Origin of the sequence: Shewanella sp. SR1, from assembly GCF_020447145.1 — a bacterium.
GTDB lineage: Bacteria > Pseudomonadota > Gammaproteobacteria > Enterobacterales > Shewanellaceae > Shewanella > Shewanella baltica.
Genome location: NZ_JAJAEF010000018.1, coordinates 22,169 through 42,229, shown reverse-complemented (window position 1 = coordinate 42,229; position 20,061 = coordinate 22,169). Strand labels below are relative to the sequence as shown.

Sequence of the window (20,061 nt, the reverse complement as noted above, 5' to 3'; positions counted from 1 at the left end):
GTACACTGTTGAAGATCTTCTCGAATCCTTTCCATTTCATACAACTAAAAGACGTGCCAAGTTAATGATGAATTTTGTAAAAAGTCCCATTAAAACATTGCTGCTAATTTCCAGTGCCTCTCTCCCCGTTTATGCTGCGCAGCCTATTATTACACCTGATGCACCTTCAGTAGCCGCCAAGGCGTTCGTATTGATGGATTATAATTCGGGTCAGATTATCGCTGAAAGTAACGCTTATGAAAGCCTTAACCCAGCCAGTTTAACTAAGATGATGACCAGTTACGTGATCGGTCAAGAAATCAAAGCGGGCAATGTCTCCGTTGATGATGATGTGACTATCAGTAAAAATGCTTGGTCTAAAAACTTCTCTGACTCTTCTAAGATGTTCATTGAAGTGGGCACTACGGTTAAAGTGGGCGATCTAAACCGCGGTATCATCATTCAATCGGGTAACGATGCGTGTGTGGCGATGGCTGAACACATTGCCGGTACTGAAGGCGCCTTCGTTGACATGATGAACTCATGGGCGAAGCAACTGGGGATGCGTGATAGCTACTTCGAAAACGCCCACGGTTTAGATGCAGAAAACCACAAATCAACCGCCTATGATATGGCATTACTGGGAGCTGCGTTAATCCGCGACGTGCCAGATGAATACCACATCTATAGCGAAAAATTCTATACATTCAATGGTATCAAACAATACAACCGTAATGGTTTATTGTGGGATAACAGCATGAACGTGGACGGTATAAAAACCGGTCACACCTCAGGTGCGGGCTACAACTTAGTGGCATCGGCAACCAAAGACGGCATGCGTTTAATTTCAGTGGTGATGGGTACTCAAAGTGAATCTGCCCGTAAAGCTGAAAGTAAGAAATTACTGACCTATGGCTTCCGTTTCTTCGAAACCGTAACACCATACAAGGCGGGCGATAGCTTTATCACTCAGCAAATTTGGTACGGCGACAAGAGCACGGTTGATTTAGGCGTGGCAACTGACACACCTATCACCATCAGCCGTGGCCGTGGTAAAGACTTGAAAGCTAACTTCGAGCTGACTAAGCCATTAGATGCACCTTTAAAGAAAGGTGAAACTGTTGGCCGTCTATTCTTCCAACTTGATGGTAAAGACATCGCCCAGTTCCCACTGGTGACGTTGCAAGAAGTCAACGAAGGCAGCTGGTTTAGTAAATTAGTAGATTACTTTAAGCAGATGTTTTCTGGATGGTTTAGCTAAGCTAAGTCACATAAATAAAGCCACCTTCGGGTGGCTTTATTTTTTTGGGGAGTGCATCGCCCTTGAATCGGGTATAATCGTCACCATATATATCCCAATATAGCCGCTAAGAGTACTGAGTATGTTAGACACTAAATTTGATGAACTGATGGATTTCCCCTGCGCATTTCCTTTTAAGGTCGTCGGTGAAGCCCATGAAACGTTAACTGACAAAGTTGTGGCTGTGGTACAGAAACATGCACCAGGTGATTACTCACCGTCGACCAAAACGTCGAGCAAAGGCAGCTATCACTCCATCACGATTCGCGTGACAGTCACCAGCAAAGATCATATCGAGATTTTGTACACTGAACTTGCCGCCATCGAAGGTGTACGCCGCGTACTATAAATATTCCTCAAGGCCATGAAATGTGATCTGTCTTACATTTATGGCCAATAAGCGTATAATAGCCCACTCATTTCTAAGGGGAGAGGTTGCCCTTGCAAGACACGACTTTGCACATTCGACATCTTGGAAAACAAGATTACGAATCAGTGTGGCATGCGATGCAGCATTACACTGATACGCGCGACAGCGAAAGCCATGATGAACTGTGGATTGTCGAGCATCCGCCCGTGTTTACCCAAGGCCAAGCCGGCAAAAGCGAGCATATTTTGAATGCTGGCGATATTCCGGTTATCCAAGTGGACCGTGGCGGTCAAGTCACTTACCACGGCCCAGGCCAACTAGTGGTATATCCTCTTCTCGATATAAAACGTAGTAAAGTCGGCGTACGTCAACTCGTCACCCATATAGAGCAAAGCATTGTCGATATGCTCGCCAAATACGACATTAACGCTTATGCCAAGGCCGATGCGCCTGGCGTATATGTGGATGAACGCAAAATCGCATCCCTAGGATTACGCATTCGTAAAGGCTGTTCATTCCATGGATTAGCCCTCAATGTCGACATGGATCTGGCGCCATTTCGCCGCATCAACCCTTGTGGTTATGCCGGTCTTGAAATGGTGCAATGCAAAGCGCTTGGCGGACCACAAACCGTGATTGAAGCGGGCGAGCAACTCACCATTACTTTTAGCCAATTACTGGGCTATCAACACCTAGTTCATCATCAAGGATTAGCAGCGTCATGAATAGGCCTGAACGTTTACAACCCGGAGTAAAATTAAGAGATGCCGATAAAGTGTCTCGTATTCCGGTCAAAATCGTCCCCTCAGAGCGCGACACTATGTTGCGTAAACCCGATTGGTTACGGGTTAAACTGCCGGCATCGAATCAACGCATTTTAGAGATCAAGCAAGCGCTGCGTAAAAATGGCCTGCACTCGGTCTGTGAAGAGGCATCTTGCCCTAACCTCGCAGAATGCTTTAACCACGGCACAGCGACCTTTATGATTTTGGGTGCGATTTGTACGCGTCGTTGCCCATTCTGCGACGTAGCCCATGGTCGTCCGCTTAAGCCTGACGCCGAAGAGCCGGTTAAATTGGCGCAAACAATCCGCGATATGAAGCTGAAATACGTAGTTATCACTTCGGTAGATCGTGACGATTTACGTGATGGTGGCGCGCAGCATTTTGCCGATTGTATCCGCGAAATTCGCAAACTGAATCCAGATATCAAGATTGAAACCTTAGTACCTGATTTCCGTGGTCGTATCGATGCCGCCTTAGATATTTTGTCGACTGAGCCGCCTGATGTGTTCAACCACAACTTAGAAACGGCGCCAATGCATTATCGTAAAGCGCGCCCAGGTGCGAATTACCAATGGTCGCTCGATCTGCTCAAACGCTTTAAAGAGCGTCATCCCAATGTGCCAACTAAGTCAGGCCTGATGATGGGACTGGGTGAGACCAACGAAGAAATAGCTCAAGTATTACGTGACTTGCGCGCCCACAACGTTGAAATGCTGACCTTAGGCCAATACCTACAGCCGTCTAAGTTTCACTTGCCGGTTGAACGTTATGTGCCACCAGCAGAGTTTGACGAGCTTAAAGCCTTAGCCGATGAGCTAGGTTTTACCCATGCAGCCTGTGGCCCATTAGTGCGCTCAAGCTACCATGCAGACTTGCAGGCCCAAGGTAAAGAAGTGAAATAACCTTCTGACTTAGATGAGGATAACCTTGATGCAAACTTCAGGTGATGCTGAGTTTAAGTGAGATAGAGTTCAGGGTTATCCAAATAAAAAACAGCGCTTAAGCGCTGTTTTTTTATGGAATTTTTTATGACTGCCTTTTATGAAAACTGTTAGCATTGCTATCGTTTTACGACATGAATGCGAATGCTCAGCTTATTCTTGGGTTATCGCTAAATCCATCAAGATAGCGTCTTCTTTACCGCCTGCTATTGGGTAGTAACCTTTGCGACGTCCCGATTCAATAAAGCCAGCCTTTTGATATAAAGCGCGGGCGGCAAGATTGGATTCTCGCACTTCTAGCATAAGCACCACGGCGGCTGATGCCTTGGCCGAAGCCACCACAGCATTCAGTAATAACTTGCCGTAGCCTTTACCCTGCTGGCTTGGTAATAGACAAATATCCAATAAAGTCACTTCATCAACAATTTGCTGCACTATTGCAAAGCCTAAAAGGCCATCAACCGAATCCGGATCTGAAGCAGCGTCAGTATTAGCATCTGATCCTGCACTCAGCTTTAAACCTAAAACCCGGTACAAATGCCCGAAACAATCGGCAAGGTTCCCCTCACTCATGGGGTGGCTATGGGCCATAGATTCAAGCTTCGCCATTTGAGGAACATAGGTTGGTGTCAGCGCGACCAGTTCCACAGGCAAACCTAAGTTGAGTTGTGTGGCAAGCAGCGCTGCGAATGGGCTATCGACTGAAGGGGTGTTCAAAGCATGTATTCCAAAATATTCGTTATTAAACTGTTCAGTGTTCGGGAGACTTATTTAAGACTGACTTCAATATGCTTTATAAGGTATGAGCTATGACTTAACCACAGCTTGGCCGCTAACTTGCTCGCGCCATTGATAAATCTGCTGCCAGAGCGCGCTTTTAGCCTGCCAACCCACTAATAAATCGGCTAAGGGTTCAGACACTAACCATGCGGTGCGTGGCCTCACTTTATGGCGGCGCAAATCCCAGACAATCTGCTTCCCAGTATGGGGCTCACAGTCAAAATCACACTCTTCGCGTTTTACGTCGATAAGCTTGAGCACTGCATCGATAAGTGGTTCAGCCTCGGGTAACTCACCATTTTCATCCCAAATCACTAAATAAGGTTTCACCTTAGTGTCGCGCACTCGCCAAGTTGTCACATTCATGGCGGTTAAATAGGCTGATTTATTCATTAGGGTCAGTTTTATTCAATTCAAGTATCGACTCACAATATGCCGCTAGGATAGCAGTTCTGCCTAGGCATTGTTACTGCCACGCGGCTAATGGAGCTGATATCAAGCCGATTAATGGCAGCACCATTACGGCGTTTAACGCAGGAATGTTCAATCGGATTTATAGATGTATAAAATCTAATTTACTCATTTTACATTTAATATCAGAAGATTAGACTGAACACACTCAGTAAGACAATAGCAGGAGAACGCCATGATAAACATAGGTATCAATCAAGCCAACAGAGAAGAAATCGCCGCTGGCCTCAACCAACTCTTGGCCGACAGCTACAGCCTGTATCTGAAAACCCACAGCTTTCACTGGAATGTTACCGGCCCCATGTTCACTAGCCTGCATTTGCTATTTGAACAGCAGTATACCGAACTTGCCCTTGCGGTTGACCTTATCGCAGAGCGGGTACGTGCATTAGGTGCCAGAGCGCTAGGGTCCTATTCGGCCTATGCCGCGCTGACCGAGATTAAAGAAGATCAGGGCGTCACCAAAGCCGAAACCATGATCCGCGAACTGTTAAACGATCAAGAGTTAGTGATCCGTAACGCCAGAGCCCTATATCCACTGGTGAATCAAGCCAATGACGAAGCGACTGCGGATCTGCTTACCCAACGTATCCAGCTGCATGAGAAAAATGCCTGGATGCTACGCAGCTTATTAACGGAATAATTCGCTAGCCGTATTATTGCGCTAACCAAAACAAAAAAGTCGCCAAGCGGTTACGCTTGGCGACTTTTTCTTTAAAGCGACATGACTCAAGTTTAGAAGTGCTTAGATTTAGAGGCGCTTAGATTTAGAAGCACTTAAATTTAGAGGTACTTAATCCAAGCCTGAGTGCTGTGTTTTTTATACTCGCTAAAGCGCTTAACGGGATAATACAGCGCGATGACTAACACGCCCGCGATAAACCAAACCCATCCCATGTTGCTCACGCCAAAGTACTCACCATGGTTTGCGCCAAAGATGAATTTCGCCAAAGTATAGAGCAGTAACAGCACGTACAAATGTAAGATATAGAAGAACATAGGGACTGAGCCAAACACAGACAACCCATGGCCGACTCGCGCTAATCTCTCACTACCACTCTCGCCCGCTTTTCCTGCTGATGAAAAGTGTCGCTCAAACACTACCAAGCAGAAAAACATGCCGCCTAATGTCACCAGTAAAAAGCTTAATGATGGTGGGTATTTAGTTAAGTTGAGTACCGACATTAAGGTTTCACCCAAATGTGCCCCCGCCTGCCAAGGCAAGGTTTCGCCATAGATGTTAAACCCGCGTAGCAATGCAAAAAGTACCCAACAGCTTATCCCTAACTTCAGCAGTGTTTGCTGGCGCTGTGAAGCTTCAAGCGAGTTAGCATTCGATTTCTGAATGAAAATAGGCCCAGCGACATAACCCAGTAAAATCACGCCCATCCAAGGCAGCGCGGGATAACTCACTTTGATCTTAAGCGCACCTTCGCTAATCAGATATCCACGATCGTGCAATATGGTCCACAAACCGTAAGCCCATTCACTCGGCTGAAAATGAATTGGCGTCAACAGATTATGACCAAAGACAATCACGAAACCTAAAAGGGCCATCCAAGTTCTAGGTAGGTTTATCAGCGCCGCCAGCGTTAACATACTCAGGCCGATCACCCAAATGACCTGCAACCAAAGCGTATGGTAGTTGCCCATCCAAGAGATGTTGATCACTAAGATTTCGAGCGCGATTAAAAATAAGCCACGTTTAATCAAAAACGCCCGCGCTGAACGCGGCTGTCCATGACTGCGATTGGCATAAAGCCATGCAGAAACCCCTGTTAAAAACACAAACACTGGCGCACAAAAATGCGCTGCAAAGCGGCTTAGAAAAAGCCCCCAAGAGGTCGAACTCAAATCCATGGGGTCGCTCACCTGCATATGCAGGAAAAACCGTTCCCGCACATGGTCGAGCAGCATGATAAGCATCACCAGGCCGCGCATCATATCGATACTATTGATACGGCTACGGCCAATAGAACGACTCAGTTCTTGCTCGGCAAAACCTGACGGTAACTCAGGACTTGTGTTTATGTTCGAACTGATGTTAGAGCTGTTATTAGAACTACTAATGTTAGAACTCATAGCTGACACTCACTTTAATGCTACGTGGCTCACCGGGTACCGCCCAGAGCGCTGAATAACTGCTGGCGATATAGTGCTCATCTAGCAAGTTATCCAGAGTGACGCCAAGGACGAAGTTGTCGCTCAGGTGAGTATTCATAAACACTCCAAGCAACTGATACGACGGTAATTGGAAACTCGGATCGGCAGAATCACCCAGACGAGAATCCACATATCGCCAACTCATGCCTAAATGTCCATCGATAGAAAATGCATTCAAATCCCGCTTCAGCACCACACTTGCGGTATGTTTTGGCACATTCACCAGAGGACTTCCCGCAGGAATAAGCACGCCCCAGTCGGGATTCAAGCTGTCGTTGGCAGTGCGGGTATTCAAATAGGCGTAGGATAATTTTGCCTGCAAATCCTCCGTCAGCTCGGCAACTAAATCGAGTTCAACACCACTGCTTTTTGCTTTACCTAAAGTGGCAGAAAATCCGACATTGACTGGATCTGAGGTCAGAATATTGCTTTTTTGCGCATCAAACACCGCCAAACTGCCACTGACTGCTGTTCCTTCAAATCCTAAGCCTGTAAACCAATTGCCATTAAACTTCATCCCTAGCTCAACTGACTTGCTCTCTTCGGCTTCGAAGGGCTGACCTGCAAAGTCGGTTCCAGAAAGCGGTAAAAAGCCTTCAGAATAAGAACTATAGAAACTTAAGGCATCGGACCATAAATACACCAGACCGACTTTAGGGCTAACCCTACTATCGGTTTGCTCTGATAGGGTATTTTTCGCGACTTCACTGATATCTTGCTGATAACTATCGAACCTTAACCCAAGATGCAGCTTCCACTTTTCAGTGAGATCCATTTGATCTTGCAGGTATGTGCCCCACGCCTTTTGGGTTTCGTTATTCTCATACAACAAACTCACCTCTGGCTGAGGCCCACCATATTGCGGCTCATAAATATCAATGGCATATTCGCCCTTTTTGCCGCGATAGCGATACAACCCCGTCTCTAAACTGTAGTGATAGGCATCGGCGCCGAGCAGCAAATTGTGGCGAATAAAACCCGTATCCACATGCCCGCTTAACTCTAGACGCAGTGAATTATCCTCGGAGGCATAATCGCGGTATCTGTGCTGTCTGGTAAGCGTGCGACCATCATCAAATAGCGATTGTCGACCCTTTGCCAACTCGGCATCGGACGAATAGCCCTTCAAACTCGAATCACGATAGTTATAGCCCGCGGTTAATGACCAATCATCATTTAATTCATAGTCATAGGTCAGCTGGTGCCCAGTGGCATTGACCACAGTTGCGCCATCATTAGGCTCACCTAAATAACGCGAGCGTGGCACAGTATTGATATCGTTGTTGAGCACAATAATGCCGCGATCGAATAACTGTTCTTGCTTGAGGTATTCCATTTCATAGAGTAGCGAAGCTTTATCAGAAATCTGCCAACGCACTGACGGCGTGACGATTTTTTTATCGCTGAACACATGATCGCGAAAACTATCGTGTTCCTGCCACGCGCCGTTAATTCGAAATGCCACATTGTCGGTCAAGCCGGAAGTCACATCTCCCTCTAATCGATATTGATCGAAACTCCCTGCCGATGCCTTTAAATAACCACTGGTTTGATACTGAGGTTTCTTAGTCACAATATTGACTGTACCGCCGGGCTCTGAGCGACCATAAAGCGCCGAACCTGGGCCTTTTAAAATCTCAACATAGGCCACATTCGATAAATCTCGATGACCACTAAAACCTCGACCACCATTAAAGCCATTGATTAAATAGCCCGATGGCATGTTTTCGTTGCCCGGAAAGCCGCGCAGGGAAAAGCTATCCCACAAACCGCCGCCATTGTTTTGCCGCGCCACACTGGCGGAATAATCCAGTACATCTTGAAACCGCGTCAGTCCCGCATCTTTTATCAATTGCTCGTCTAACACACTTATCGCTTGCGGAAGTTCAGTTGCAGACACATTGCCACGATAGGCTTGGCGATAGTGGATACTTAAACGTTCAATGTCAGTCTCTAAAATAGCATTACCAGATTGAGCATCCTCCGCAGCCAACAGCATTGAAATAGGATTGAGCACAAACAAGGCGCCCAGCAAAAGCGCAGCGCGCTTGGGAATATAAAAAGAGGTCATTTTCACTCCGAAAATAAACAGCATCGGCGCCTTAGCTAAGCCAAGGCGCTCAAAGTTAATTAAGATAAACTGAATAAACAGTAACTTATGCTGTTAAGGGCGGAGCACGACTATTGAAGAAACGACTAAAAGGTCGCTTAAAGGAAATGGCTTGGAACTCAACCGAAATATAACTCTGCTGAGCCAATTGAAAATGAAAGGGCGTACTGGTTATCGCATGTTGCAACTGGTGCTGATGTAAGCACAGCGAACAATGGGACTTAGGGTCTTCATTGGCATGGGAAATACTGTGAACAGCAATGGTCACAGACAATAGCACCAACATGGCGGCAAGCCATATCGCTAGGGTGCGTCTTGTTTGCATCACACTATTCAAACCATACTTCCTCAAATAATTTGGCAGGCGATTGTATGTTAAGCACAACTAAAGTTGCAAACCGATTTACCTAAGCCGCAGGGCTTAAATGTTACAAGAGGTATACGACAGTTTTATGAGAAACAGTATTTGTGAGAAAAGGCGATAACCGCGAATGAATAGAGAGGGCGCTGAATATATTGAGGCTAAATGGCAGAAAAAATAAAACGGCTCGCATATTTCTATGCAAGCCGTTGTTTTATTTGGCAGGGGTGGCAGGACTCGAACCCGCAACCATCGGTTTTGGAGACCGCTGTTCTACCAATTGGAACTACACCCCTGTTGACGTGGGGCATTATGCTAAAAGCACTTCCAAAGGTAAAGTACTTTTTATGACAAAACTCATTAACTGAAGGTTTTTCAAACAAGTTAGCCAGTTACTGTTGAATTAAGTGCCACTGAGATTAAAAAGCCGCCGCATATTGGGCTTAATGTTTTAATGGATACATTATCAAGAGAGTTAGCGCCCCAATGTTCCAAGGCAAATCGCTGCAATAAATTCGACGGATATGGCTGTTTCGGCAATTTTTGGGCCGCTTAAGAGTAAAAGCCACGCATTTATCGAAAAAAGATCTGAGTTCGATTTATAAAATCGGCGTTTTATAGTATAAGCATCGTCAATTTCATACACTGCTCGACGGAACCAAGATGTCAGACAAATTTTTCTTCAAAGGTCGTAAAACACCTAAGCCAAAGCATGAGAGCTTTGGCTACAACACTAAGCGTGCCGCTAAACCGGGTACAGAAGCCTTACCTCTGCAATTAATCGTTGCCGATGAAACGCGTAAACTCGAAGTTGCTGCGATTGTTGCCGAACACCAACTGTTTGCTAATATCGAAGTCAATGCCGATGTGGCTGAAGATATCCTTGAGTTAGAAGGTTTATTGAATAAGCCTAAGACCACGACGTTCGAGAAAAAACCGAATCGTAACGAGCCTTGCGCTTGTGGTAGCGGTCAAAAATTCAAGAAGTGCTGCGGCAAGTAAACGCTTTAATCAGCGTTATGAGTAATAAAATAGATAGGGGCTTTTGCCGTGACGTTTTTGTACGTCAGGAATAGCCCCTTTTCTCTCCCCAATTTTAGTTTCTGCCCAAAGCTAATCCTCCAGCTTCGAGATAAAAATCCGCTGCAAATCGTTATTCCACAGCTGAATAATTTTGCGGGTCTTTTCTTTATTCCAAAAACATTTGCCAAATAAAATCAATCCCGCACCTTCTAGATCGCGTTTATCTTCTATTTCAAATTGCGCTAATAATGGCAGTTTTATCCCATCGATAGGAATGCCGATATCTTTACTGTCGGCGGGATTAAGCCAGCTCATGGTCGGATCAGTGTGGGAGATAGTGCCCCAATACATGTGGGGTTTGTTATCAAGCGGGTCGGCATCGGCAAAGTTGACGAACAGGTTCTTCGCCCGCCAACGGTATTTACGCTCAGTGTCTGTGTATACCCAGAGATCAGATTTCGCCAAATCTGTGCCACGCAATAAACTGTGCAGTAACTTTTCGAGCCCTTGGCTTGGCACCCGTTTCTCGGTTGTGCGCGCTGCAGTGTTAACTTGATAGTCTGTTTTCGACTCTTGCACTTGACCGTCCGCTGACGATGTAACAGGTACTGGTGACGACTCAGATATAGCAGATGACTCAGATATAGAAGACGACTTAGCCGTTGGCGCTGTTTTACTTTCGGATGGCACGGTTGGCGCTTTGTTTGCGGGAGAATGGCGGCGGGGCTTGCGACTAAAATCGATCATTAACGCATCGGCGTCCACCAGCTGCTGATGCACTTCGATGGCATCTTGCTCCTCGCGGGACTTTTGCGCCGAGGGTTTAAATTCAATGCAATCGACTTGGTGATAACGCGAGCCGAAACAGGCGGCTTTGCCATCCTTTGAAGCTTTACGAAAATACGCTTTACCGCCGCACGCGGGGCAAATTAACCATTGCCGCAAACGTTCGATATCGTCATCGGATAATTCTTGAAACTTAAAAACACTGTAAGTGGTTCTCGCTGTTAAATGATCCTCTGTTTCGAGTTCACAAATGGCATCTAACATAGCGTTCTCCTTTATTTTTACCTGTTGGCACTGATGATCACAAAATCACTAAGCCCAGGCATTTACCCCAAGGGTGATCATCGCTAACAGGATCAACATGCCCAGCACGCGGTAAATCAAACCTAAGGTACTGGTGCCCTGCGAGCTCATATCCGAGTGTGATGGCCTGATGTTTTCCTTTGCGGCATCTTGGGTTTTGCGCTTCATGCAACATCCTTAAAATATTTCGCCAATGGCGCCGCTAGACTCAAAGGGATTAACGGCGCAGCTTTTGTGGCACTCGATACATGATAAAAAGGCGTCAGCTGAGTGATTAACGCATTGAAACACATGAGCGCCGCCAAGGCATCGGCGGCGGCATAATTGATTTGCGCGCCAGATAATGGCACATGCTGCCAATTCGATAGGGTGATTTTTTTCGGTTTATCGATACGGGTGCCCAGCAGAGTCGCCACCAATTGGCGCGTCCCCATTTCTTTCTCCGCCCCAAGTTGCGCCAGTGCCCAGTTTAAATCTAACTTTGAAGTAACATTGATGCCCCATTGCCGCTTGAGGGCCTTCGCATCGCTGCGTAAACCGACGCCGACTTTGAGTATATTTTCATCTTCTAATACGGTTTTTAACTGGGTGAATTGCTCACCTAAAATGGCATGTTGAAATAGATAACAAGCGTCCGCTGTCGCGATTTGGATAAGGCTCAATGGATGTTGTACGCCGCGCTCAAAACTCGCACGGGTTTCAGTATCAAAACCTAGGACTGGCTCAGCCTGTAATCGCGCGACAACCGCATCAAACTCCGATGGTTGAACCACTTCAATGTGGATCTGTTGAAATTCAAAGGCAGCTAGTGCCGCCATATCAGCATCATCGATACGAGTCGCTAAGGCAATCCGCTGCTGCAACCACAAATACGCCAACTGACGCTGCGCTTGCCGCTTAGTCTGAGTCTGAGTCTTCGCATTGGTGGGCGTGTCAGTCTCGGCCCTCACCTCACCTTCTAGCGGCTCTCCCTCTAACGCCTCGGTCGATGCATTGAGCTTATCGAGATAAGCAGTGCCCGCAGCATCCATTGCCGCAATCAAGCCGTTGGCATCTTTACCCAATTCTTTGCGTAACCAAGCCAACTTACTCGGGGAGATACAGTATTTCATTAACTTCATCTTCGCCCTTCCTTGTTGAGTTAATCCTCGATTGTCGATGCGCGCACCTCACTCGCCACGCAGTTTCTGTATCCCTGTCATCACAGCGAGTGCGACTGCGCCAGCAACGACGCCAAATAGGCCATTGAGCACACTTGGCGTCAGCACGGCAAGCACAGGTCCGACAAAACTCATCGCCGCGACGGCTTGCTCAGCATGCTGGATTTGCTCGCCAATCATGTGTAAGCCATGGGTTAAAATCCCGCCGCCCACCATAAACATGGCCGCAGTGCCGATAATGGTTAAACTTTTCATCAGCACAGGTGCGGCGCTCAATAAGCCAAAACCCAGTTTACGGTTCATTTGCGTTAATACCGACTCGCCTTCACGTTGACTCAAGTACAAACCCGCATCGTCCATTTTCACAATCGCGGCCACTAAACCATACACGCCTATGGTCATGATGATCCCGATAACGGATAAGGTGAAAAACTGCGTCGATAGGGATTTGTCCGCCACTATGCCTAAGGTAATCGCAATAATCTCCGCCGATAACACAAAGTCGGTACGAATCGCGCCTTTGACTTTTTCAGCCTCGTAAGCGGCTAAATCTTTGATGTCTGGGAGTTCGCTTTCCTCCTGCGTTTCGCTGTGTGGCTGGCCTTTTCTGTGGCTATAGCTGTGGTGCAGTTTTTCGAATCCTTCGTAACACAAAAACAGTCCACCAAACATCAATAACGGTGTTACCGCCCAAGGAATAAAGGCGCTGATCAGCAGGGCTGCGGGCACTAAAATGCATTTATTACGAAACGATCCCTTAGCTACCGCCCAAACGACAGGTAATTCACGCTCGGCACTCACGCCTGTGACTTGCTGGGCATTGAGGGCTAAATCATCCCCAAGCACACCCGCGGTTTTCTTTGCCGCCACTTTACTCATTACCGCTACGTCATCCAAAATCGATGCGATATCGTCAAGTAAGGTTAATAAACTTGCGCCAGCCATGCTAAATCCCTCTACCAATCATCTATAAACCATTCTGCTTTTGCCATAGTAGCTTAGTTAGATTAGTGGCGTATAGCGAAATGCTTTCTAACTTAACTGCTTCTGTTACTTAGGTTATTGGGATCACTGACTCATGTCGACAAGCCTGCAATCTAGATCACACCTAAGGCTGAATTGCGCCACATTATTTATCGGAAAAGAGTATACTAAGCGCAGAATTTTTTACTCATTTGCCGTTACAGGATGTCAACATGACTCAAGATGAAATGAAAAAAGCTGCCGGTTGGGCCGCACTCAAGTACGTTGAAAGAGACAGTATTGTTGGTGTTGGTACTGGTTCGACTGTGAATCACTTTATTGATGCACTGGCGACCATGAAAGCTGATATCGAAGGCGCAGTCTCTAGTTCTGAGGCATCAACTCAGAAAATGAAAGCGCTGGGTATTCCCGTTTATGACTTAAACAGCGTTGATCGTTTGTCTGTCTATGTGGACGGTGCCGATGAAATCAACGACTGTATGGATATGATCAAAGGCGGCGGCGCGGCGTTAACTCGTGAGAAAATTGTCGCGGCTGTGGCTGAAAAGTTTATCTGTATCGTGGATAACACTAAGCAAGTCGACATCCTAGGTGAATTCCCACTGCCAGTTGAAGTCATTCCTATGGCGCGCTCTTATGTGGCACGTCAGTTAGTTAAGCTAGGCGGCGATCCAGTGTACCGTGAAGGCGTTGTGACCGATAACGGCAACGTGATCCTCGATGTGTACAATCTTAAGATCCTTAATCCAAAAGAGTTGGAAAGTCAGATCAATGAGATAGTCGGTGTCGTCACTAACGGTCTGTTCGCCAAACGCGGCGCAGATGTGTTGTTAGTCGGCACCCCTGATGGCGTAAAAACCTTTACCGCCGAATAAGTTAAGCGTTAACACTTACATCCCAGTCACACGGCTGCAGATGTAAAAATTCGTTACAAAAATGCCAGCCACTTTATTCAAGGGCTGGCATTTTTTATGGTTCTTTTTAGGGTTAAATGTTATCTGACTAAGACATCTATTCTCTGACTAAACGGCCTATTCTCTAACTAAACCCACATCGCAGGCAGCTTATATCAAGCGCTTGGCTTAAGCTCTGGCGGCTCTTGCCGCTCTTACCAAGCTCTGGCAACTAAGCCTTTTAAGTAGAATCCTTCTGGGAAGGCGCTACCGATAGGGTGATCGCTCGCTTGGCTTAAGCGTTCGATAAACTGGATTTCGCGTTTTGCGTCCAACGCCGCATCGGCCACGATTTTTTGGAACAGATCCGCAGGCATTAATCCCGAGCAAGAGAAAGTCAATAACACCCCACCTGGATTCAACAACTGCAATGCAATCATGTTGATGTCTTTATAACCACGGCATGCCCCGTTCAACTGTGCCTTGTTATCGGCAAACTTAGGCGGGTCGAGCACGATAACATCGAAGGTTTTACCTTCATCACGGTATAGACGCAGCAACTTAAACACATCGGCTTCGTTGTAATGCACATTGTCATCACTCAAACCGTTCACTTGCATGTTCTGGCGCGCCGTCGCTAATGCTAAAGAAGACACATCGACGTTTTCTATGCTGGCAGCGCCTGCTTTCGCGGCGTACAAACCAAAGGTGCCTGTGTAGCAGAAACAGTTCAATACCGATTTATCTTTCACAAAACGGGCGGCAATGGCGCGGTTATCACGTTGATCGAGATAGAAACCTGTCTTATGACCTTTAATCACATCGACGGCGATCTTGATGCCGTTTTCTTCGATAATCACCGGCATTTCAGGCAGCGTGCCGTGCAGTAAACCGGTAACTGGCAGCAGGCCTTCTTTCTTACGGGAATCCACATCGGAGCGCTCATAGATAGCGCAATCAGGATATTGCTCAGCCAATAACTCAACTAAGGTATCGCGCCATAAATCAGCACCCGTGCTCAGTAACTGGCAAACCAACACATTGGCATATCTGTCGATGGTGATCCCAGGTAAACCATCGGACTCAGCAGCCACTAATCGATAACCCGTTAAGCCTTGCTCGCGGATTAAATCATTACGACCAATTTGCGCCCGCTGTAAACGTCTGGCAAAAAACTCGCGATCAATTTCTTCTTCGCGATCGAAAGTCCAAATCCGCACTTGGATTTGCGACTCAGGCGACCAAGCACCACGACCTAACCAATGACCATCATGCGCGACCACATCGACTGTTTCACCGGCTTCTGGTTTTCCCTTAATGTTATGAATAGCATTGGAAAATACCCAAGGATGGCGACGCTCGAGCGACTTCTCGCGGCCGGGTTTAAGTTTGATTCTGATAGCCATAGTGCTGCCTGTAAAATAGTGCCGCCACTAAAAAGGGCTGCAGTCTAAAAATGGGAAACGGATGATATACCCAATGTCACCTAAGTGCGAGTACCGAACGCGCCGCAGCGCTTATTTGCCATCATCCACGGGTTGCCGATCATACCTTATTTACACCACGAAACCTGCGTAAGAAACACCATTTTTCCCACAAATTGGGCAATGTCTCTGCTCTCTCGATCGCGCTGGTCTCGATTTTCACAACATCATTTTAACTTAAGTTGAAAGATATTGGTCTGAGTGCGGGTCTCATTAACGCAACAGGAAAAAGCACTGCGCATTCGAAAGGCTCGTTTAGCCCGCGCACAAGATATTCAAACGAATCGCTCGATAACAACTAGGCTTACTCCTGTATTTATTAGTCATTGCTTTATAAGTCGTCGATTTACAGCAGTCGTTATCAAAGCAACCAAATCAAGATTACTCATTAGCAGTCACACTCAAAAGGATTAGAACCATGAATAAGAAAACACAAACTGCACTGACTGGCGCCGCATTAGCGATGGCAATGGCAAGCATGGCGGGTTATGCCAATGCCGCCGAACCTATGGCTGGCGCCGACAGTACCGATCTCGTACATTGTTATGGCGTGAATGCCTGTAAAGGCCATAACGATTGCAAAACCGCTGATAACGCCTGTGCTGGACACGCCAGCTGCAAAGGCAGTGGTTTTGTAGCTATGCCATCAAAAAGCTGTGGTGATGTCGGCGGTAAAGTCGCAGATGACTGGGTGGGTAAAATTGCTAACGCCGAACTCGTTCACTGCTATGGCATTAACACCTGTAAAGGCCATAACGATTGTAAAACTGCCGACAATGCCTGTGCGGGCCACGCCAGCTGTAAAGGCAGTGGTTTTGTCGCAGCACCGGCAAAATCCTGCGGTGATATCGGCGGCAAAGCAGGCGCTTAAACGCCAGTATGCTGATTAAAAATCGTGACCAGCTTAGTGCTGGTCACGTTTATCCCCCTGTTTACCACACATTCAGCAGAAAACTTAAGGATAAGGAGTCAATGTGGCGCAAGATGTCATCACCCAAGCACCATTAGGTTTTGGCTTAGGTCTGAGGACACAGCATTTTGATGCCGTGCTCAATACTGAGCCCGATATCGATTGGTTTGAAGTGCTCTCGGAAAACTACATGGTCGCCGGCGGCAAACCCCGCTATTACCTCAAGGAAATTGGCGAGCGCTATCCCCTGGTGATGCACGGTGTTTCTCTGTCGATTGGCAGTACCGACCCGCTCAATATGGATTACCTTAAAGCCTTAAAGCAGCTCGCTAACGATGTGCAGCCCCAATGGATTTCCGATCATATCTGCTGGACCTCAATTCACGGGGTGAACAGCCATGATCTCCTGCCACTGCCCTATACCGAAGAAACCGTTAAGCATGTGGCGCAGCGGATTAAAACCGTCCAAGACTTTTTAGGCCGCCGCATTCTGATGGAGAACGTTTCTAGCTATTTGTCGTATCAAGATTCCAGCATGGACGAATGGGAGTTCGTTAATGCCGTTGCCGAGGCGGCAGACTGTTTAATCTTGTTAGATATCAATAATATTTACGTCAGTGCCCGCAATCATAATTTCAATCCGTTGGACTACTTGAATAAAATCAATCCCAAGCGAGTGCAACAATTCCACCTCGCCGGACACAGCGACTATGGCGACTATGTGATAGACACGCACGACCATGATGTACCGAGCAGCGTGTGGGATCTCTACCGCGCGGCACTGAAGCGTTTTGGCAGCATCAGCACTATGATAGAGCGCGACGCCAATATCCCCGAGTTTTACGCCCTCGAAGCCGAACTCACGATTGCCAGAAATATCGCCCGCGATACCTTAGGTGAGGTACATCCACTCAACGCCGCCAAAGGTAGAAAGAACATGCATGAAGGAAAGGTTATCGCATGAGCCAACTTCAGCAGCTGCAACACGCATTTATGGATTATCTGCTGGCGAGTGCTGCAGTTGATACGCCGTCAACCCTTGAGCAAACCACGCAAACCTTCAAAGATAAGATTGCCGAGCAAGGCGGCATTAATGCTGATATTCGGATGCAGATCTATGCCAATGCCTATCGCATTCGTTTAACCGAAACCCTCGAAACCGACCACGAAATGCTGGGCATCTATCTGGGTGATGAACTCTTCGAGCGTATGGTCAAAGGTTATATTGCCAGTCAGCCATCGGCGTTTACCTCACTGCGCAGTTTTGCCGATGCCCTGCCCGACTATTTAACCCAAGATGCGTTTTTCAGTCAGTATCCGATCATTGCCGATATTGCTCGCTTCGAGCGGCGTTTATTGAATGCCTTCGATGCTTTTGATACCGAACGCGCCACTTTTGCGCGCCTGCAAGCACTGCCTGCCGAGCAATGGCCAGGTTGCCAACTGCGCTTTCACCCCAGCGTTCAGCTATTCCAATGCAACAGTAATGCGGTTGAGACTTGGCAAGCATTAAAACAGCAAGCATCACCGCCAAGTCCCGATTATCAAGGCAAACGAGCTTGGTTACTTTGGCGCGGCGAAAGCCGATTAACTGAGTTTATTTCCCTATCCGAATATAAACTCGCCCTGCTGCTGGGATTTATTGGTGGTGCCACCTTTGCCGAACAATGCGAAATGATGTTGGCATTTTTTAGCGACGTGCAGGCGCCGATGCAAGTGCTGCAGGCACTGCAAGCTTGGTTTCAAATGGGGCTTATCCGCGATATCGCCTGATGCTCTAATCGGTTTGGAGATTGAGTGCTAGCCTGATTTAAAGTGAATTAACTTGAGTGAGTTTAAGTTATTTTATTTGGCTTGATTTAGCGAGCTCAACTGAATGACTAATTAACTCCGCAGCGCCAACTCAACAATCACTGGCGCATGGTCAGTACTGTAGGCATCGCGCTCATATTCGGGTCTGACTAAGTGCCTGTCGCAGGTTTGATAATCCACCACTTGCGCCAAACTGCGGCCATGGCTCGCATCGAACTCGCTCGAAAGCAAAATATAATCCAGCACAGAACCTTTGGGGCCGTAGTAATGGGTCGCCGCTCTGTGCTCCCTATGGAAAGCGATATTGCCCGTCAAACTGTCCTGCTGATTGGCCTCAAGACATAACTCATAGGCATCCTTAAGCTGATATTGAGCAAACACCGCCGCTAACGCCGCATCCGATAAATGCCCAAGGCCAGCGGCTTTAATATCATTACTGTGAAGGCTCTCGCCCTGTATCGTTAGCGCATCTAAAGCGCCCATCGTCAGGCTGTCATTAAAGTCTCCCATCACTATGACGGGATGTTTAGATGCTTGCCTGCGTACTAATATGCCATTGAATAATAACGCAGCTTCCGCGCCGCGCTGCATGGTTGATGCCCAGCGGCCTAAGGCTTGCTCTGTGAGTAATTGAGTTTCTGAATGCAGTTTCATGCTCGCTGCGGGCGCCGAGTTATCGAATCCTAGGGGCTGATTTTCAAATCGCTTAGGTTCAAGTGGCTGATGTTCAAATAGCTTAGGTTCGAGCGCTAATCCGGCGCGTTTAGACTTAAAGTGCACCACATAAAAATCACACTTACCAATGTGCGGCACCTCAACGGTTGCGCGCAGCACCTTACGGCTAAAAGCAAATTCACTCGATAATCCCATCGCCGCCACTAAGCGCGCATCAGGTTCGACACTGCTGATTTCCACTATGGGATAACGGGAGGCAAGCGCGACCACAGGGCTGCGATAAATGTAATCACTGATAAGGGTAGGCGCATCAATGACAGCAAAATGCACTAGCCCTTGCTCGCTGGCGATTCGTTTGAGCGGTTCAGGACTAAACACTTCTTGAAATCCGACAATATCGGGCTGACGATGGGCGAGAAACTCACTCAGCCATTGGCACTTTTTCTGCCACTGGCCATGGCTATAGATATTTTCAAAGTCGTAGTAAGCCAAAGGCGGCTCAATAAAGTTAAACAGATTGATACTGGCTATCTTGATATTGGCGACTCTCATCTGGGCGATATCATTATGCTCAACAGCCACAGCTATGGAGTCCAACTCATCAACATCGATATTGTGTGCCACAGCTTAATACCTCCAAATCTGAATACGGCGACCAGTCTTGACCTGTCTGAACCTGTCTGAATGATCACTTTGACTCACAGGTACAGACACAACAAGGGTATACCCGATGCGCATCAATGCCAAATAATCCATTTGAGATAAGGTGTT

At 47.2% G+C, this 20,061-nt stretch carries 21 protein-coding genes and 1 tRNA gene; 10 read left to right on the top strand and 12 right to left on the bottom strand.

All coding sequences use genetic code 11. The features are described from left to right. Positions 1–64: 64 nt before the first annotated feature. From KV201_RS16095 to lipA, 4 genes are all read left to right on the top strand, one after another. Complete coding sequence (locus KV201_RS16095) at positions 65–1,240, top strand: serine hydrolase (protein WP_012089944.1); 1,176 nt, start codon at positions 65–67, stop codon at positions 1,238–1,240. Between the two features lie 121 nt (positions 1,241–1,361). Next, positions 1,362–1,628, top strand: coding sequence for a DUF493 family protein YbeD (gene ybeD, locus KV201_RS16090; RefSeq protein WP_006082758.1), 267 nt, complete (start codon positions 1,362–1,364; stop codon positions 1,626–1,628). 92 nt (positions 1,629–1,720) lie between these two features. Continuing rightward, positions 1,721–2,374, top strand: coding sequence for a lipoyl(octanoyl) transferase LipB (gene lipB / locus KV201_RS16085; protein WP_006082759.1), 654 nt, complete (start codon positions 1,721–1,723; stop codon positions 2,372–2,374). Then, complete coding sequence (gene lipA, locus KV201_RS16080) at positions 2,371–3,336, top strand: lipoyl synthase (protein ID WP_006082760.1); 966 nt, start codon at positions 2,371–2,373, stop codon at positions 3,334–3,336. The genes lipB and lipA overlap by 4 nt, the downstream gene beginning before the upstream one ends. 192 nt (positions 3,337–3,528) lie before the next feature. Here lipA and KV201_RS16075 read toward each other — a convergent pair whose 3' ends face one another. Together KV201_RS16075 and KV201_RS16070 are read right to left on the bottom strand one after the other, a co-directional pair. Continuing rightward, positions 3,529–4,092 carry a GNAT family N-acetyltransferase gene (locus KV201_RS16075; protein WP_226059913.1) on the bottom strand — a complete coding sequence of 188 codons (564 nt, stop codon included), beginning with the start codon at positions 4,090–4,092 and terminating at the stop codon, positions 3,529–3,531. A gap of 90 nt (positions 4,093–4,182) precedes the next feature. Then, positions 4,183–4,548, bottom strand: coding sequence for a hypothetical protein (locus tag KV201_RS16070; RefSeq protein ID WP_006082762.1), 366 nt, complete (start codon positions 4,546–4,548; stop codon positions 4,183–4,185). Between the two features lie 253 nt (positions 4,549–4,801). On the opposite strand from KV201_RS16070, the gene dpsA reads away from it, so the two are divergent. Beyond that, complete coding sequence (dpsA, locus tag KV201_RS16065; RefSeq protein WP_006086968.1) at positions 4,802–5,269, top strand: DNA starvation/stationary phase protection protein DpsA; 468 nt, start codon at positions 4,802–4,804, stop codon at positions 5,267–5,269. Between the two features lie 140 nt (positions 5,270–5,409). Here the strand turns inward: dpsA and KV201_RS16060 are convergent, their stop codons facing one another. From KV201_RS16060 to KV201_RS16045, 4 genes are all read right to left on the bottom strand, one after another. Beyond that, entirely contained in the window at positions 5,410–6,708 is a 1,299-nt protein-coding gene (locus tag KV201_RS16060; protein ID WP_226059912.1) for a DUF1624 domain-containing protein, read from the bottom strand. Then, complete coding sequence (locus tag KV201_RS16055; protein WP_226059911.1) at positions 6,698–8,860, bottom strand: TonB-dependent siderophore receptor; 2,163 nt, start codon at positions 8,858–8,860, stop codon at positions 6,698–6,700. Before KV201_RS16055 ends, KV201_RS16060 begins: the two co-directional genes overlap by 11 nt. A gap of 85 nt (positions 8,861–8,945) precedes the next feature. Beyond that, positions 8,946–9,236, bottom strand: a complete 291-nt coding sequence (locus KV201_RS16050; protein WP_006086971.1) for a hypothetical protein — start codon at positions 9,234–9,236, stop codon at positions 8,946–8,948. Between the two features lie 243 nt (positions 9,237–9,479). Then, a tRNA-Trp gene (locus KV201_RS16045) sits at positions 9,480–9,556 on the bottom strand. Positions 9,557–9,923: 367 nt separating this feature from the next. Between KV201_RS16045 and KV201_RS16040 the strand changes: the two genes are divergently transcribed. Further along, positions 9,924–10,262, top strand: coding sequence for a PBPRA1643 family SWIM/SEC-C metal-binding motif protein (locus KV201_RS16040; RefSeq protein WP_006083889.1), 339 nt, complete (start codon positions 9,924–9,926; stop codon positions 10,260–10,262). 111 nt (positions 10,263–10,373) lie between these two features. Here the strand turns inward: KV201_RS16040 and KV201_RS16035 are convergent, their stop codons facing one another. Genes KV201_RS16035 through KV201_RS16020 form a run of 4 tightly spaced genes read right to left on the bottom strand, consistent with a single transcriptional unit; the run spans position 10,374 to position 13,477 of the window. Continuing rightward, positions 10,374–11,333, bottom strand: coding sequence for a hypothetical protein (locus KV201_RS16035; RefSeq protein WP_226059910.1), 960 nt, complete (start codon positions 11,331–11,333; stop codon positions 10,374–10,376). A gap of 48 nt (positions 11,334–11,381) precedes the next feature. After that, positions 11,382–11,540, bottom strand: a complete 159-nt coding sequence (locus KV201_RS16030) for a hypothetical protein (RefSeq protein ID WP_226059909.1) — start codon at positions 11,538–11,540, stop codon at positions 11,382–11,384. Continuing rightward, positions 11,537–12,493, bottom strand: coding sequence for a 3'-5' exonuclease (locus KV201_RS16025; RefSeq protein WP_226059908.1), 957 nt, complete (start codon positions 12,491–12,493; stop codon positions 11,537–11,539). Before KV201_RS16025 ends, KV201_RS16030 begins: the two co-directional genes overlap by 4 nt. A gap of 48 nt (positions 12,494–12,541) precedes the next feature. Continuing rightward, positions 12,542–13,477 (bottom strand): DUF808 domain-containing protein, encoded by a 936-nt coding sequence (locus KV201_RS16020; RefSeq protein WP_226059907.1) that lies wholly within the window; start codon positions 13,475–13,477, stop codon positions 12,542–12,544. A 251-nt stretch (positions 13,478–13,728) separates the two neighbouring features. Here KV201_RS16020 and rpiA point away from each other — a divergent pair, with 251 nt between their 5' ends. Further along, complete coding sequence (gene rpiA / locus KV201_RS16015; RefSeq protein WP_226059906.1) at positions 13,729–14,391, top strand: ribose-5-phosphate isomerase RpiA; 663 nt, start codon at positions 13,729–13,731, stop codon at positions 14,389–14,391. A 233-nt stretch (positions 14,392–14,624) separates the two neighbouring features. Here the strand turns inward: rpiA and KV201_RS16010 are convergent, their stop codons facing one another. After that, a complete protein-coding gene (locus KV201_RS16010; protein ID WP_006082773.1) occupies positions 14,625–15,815 on the bottom strand; it encodes a class I SAM-dependent rRNA methyltransferase in 1,191 nt (396 codons plus the stop codon). 496 nt (positions 15,816–16,311) lie between these two features. On the opposite strand from KV201_RS16010, the gene KV201_RS16005 reads away from it, so the two are divergent. From KV201_RS16005 to KV201_RS15995, 3 genes are all read left to right on the top strand, one after another. Beyond that, positions 16,312–16,764 carry a hypothetical protein gene (locus KV201_RS16005; RefSeq protein ID WP_006082774.1) on the top strand — a complete coding sequence of 151 codons (453 nt, stop codon included), beginning with the start codon at positions 16,312–16,314 and terminating at the stop codon, positions 16,762–16,764. A gap of 103 nt (positions 16,765–16,867) precedes the next feature. Next, the gene (locus KV201_RS16000) at positions 16,868–17,767 is read left to right on the top strand and encodes a DUF692 domain-containing protein (RefSeq protein WP_226059905.1); all 900 of its coding nucleotides are present in this window, start codon (positions 16,868–16,870) and stop codon (positions 17,765–17,767) included. Further along, on the top strand, positions 17,764–18,576 hold the full coding sequence (locus tag KV201_RS15995; protein WP_226059904.1) for a DNA-binding domain-containing protein: 813 nt from the start codon (positions 17,764–17,766) through the stop codon (positions 18,574–18,576). The genes KV201_RS16000 and KV201_RS15995 overlap by 4 nt, the downstream gene beginning before the upstream one ends. Positions 18,577–18,687: 111 nt before the next feature. Here the strand turns inward: KV201_RS15995 and KV201_RS15990 are convergent, their stop codons facing one another. Then, positions 18,688–19,914, bottom strand: coding sequence for an endonuclease/exonuclease/phosphatase family protein (locus KV201_RS15990; protein ID WP_226059903.1), 1,227 nt, complete (start codon positions 19,912–19,914; stop codon positions 18,688–18,690). Between the last annotated feature and the right edge of the window lie 147 nt (positions 19,915–20,061).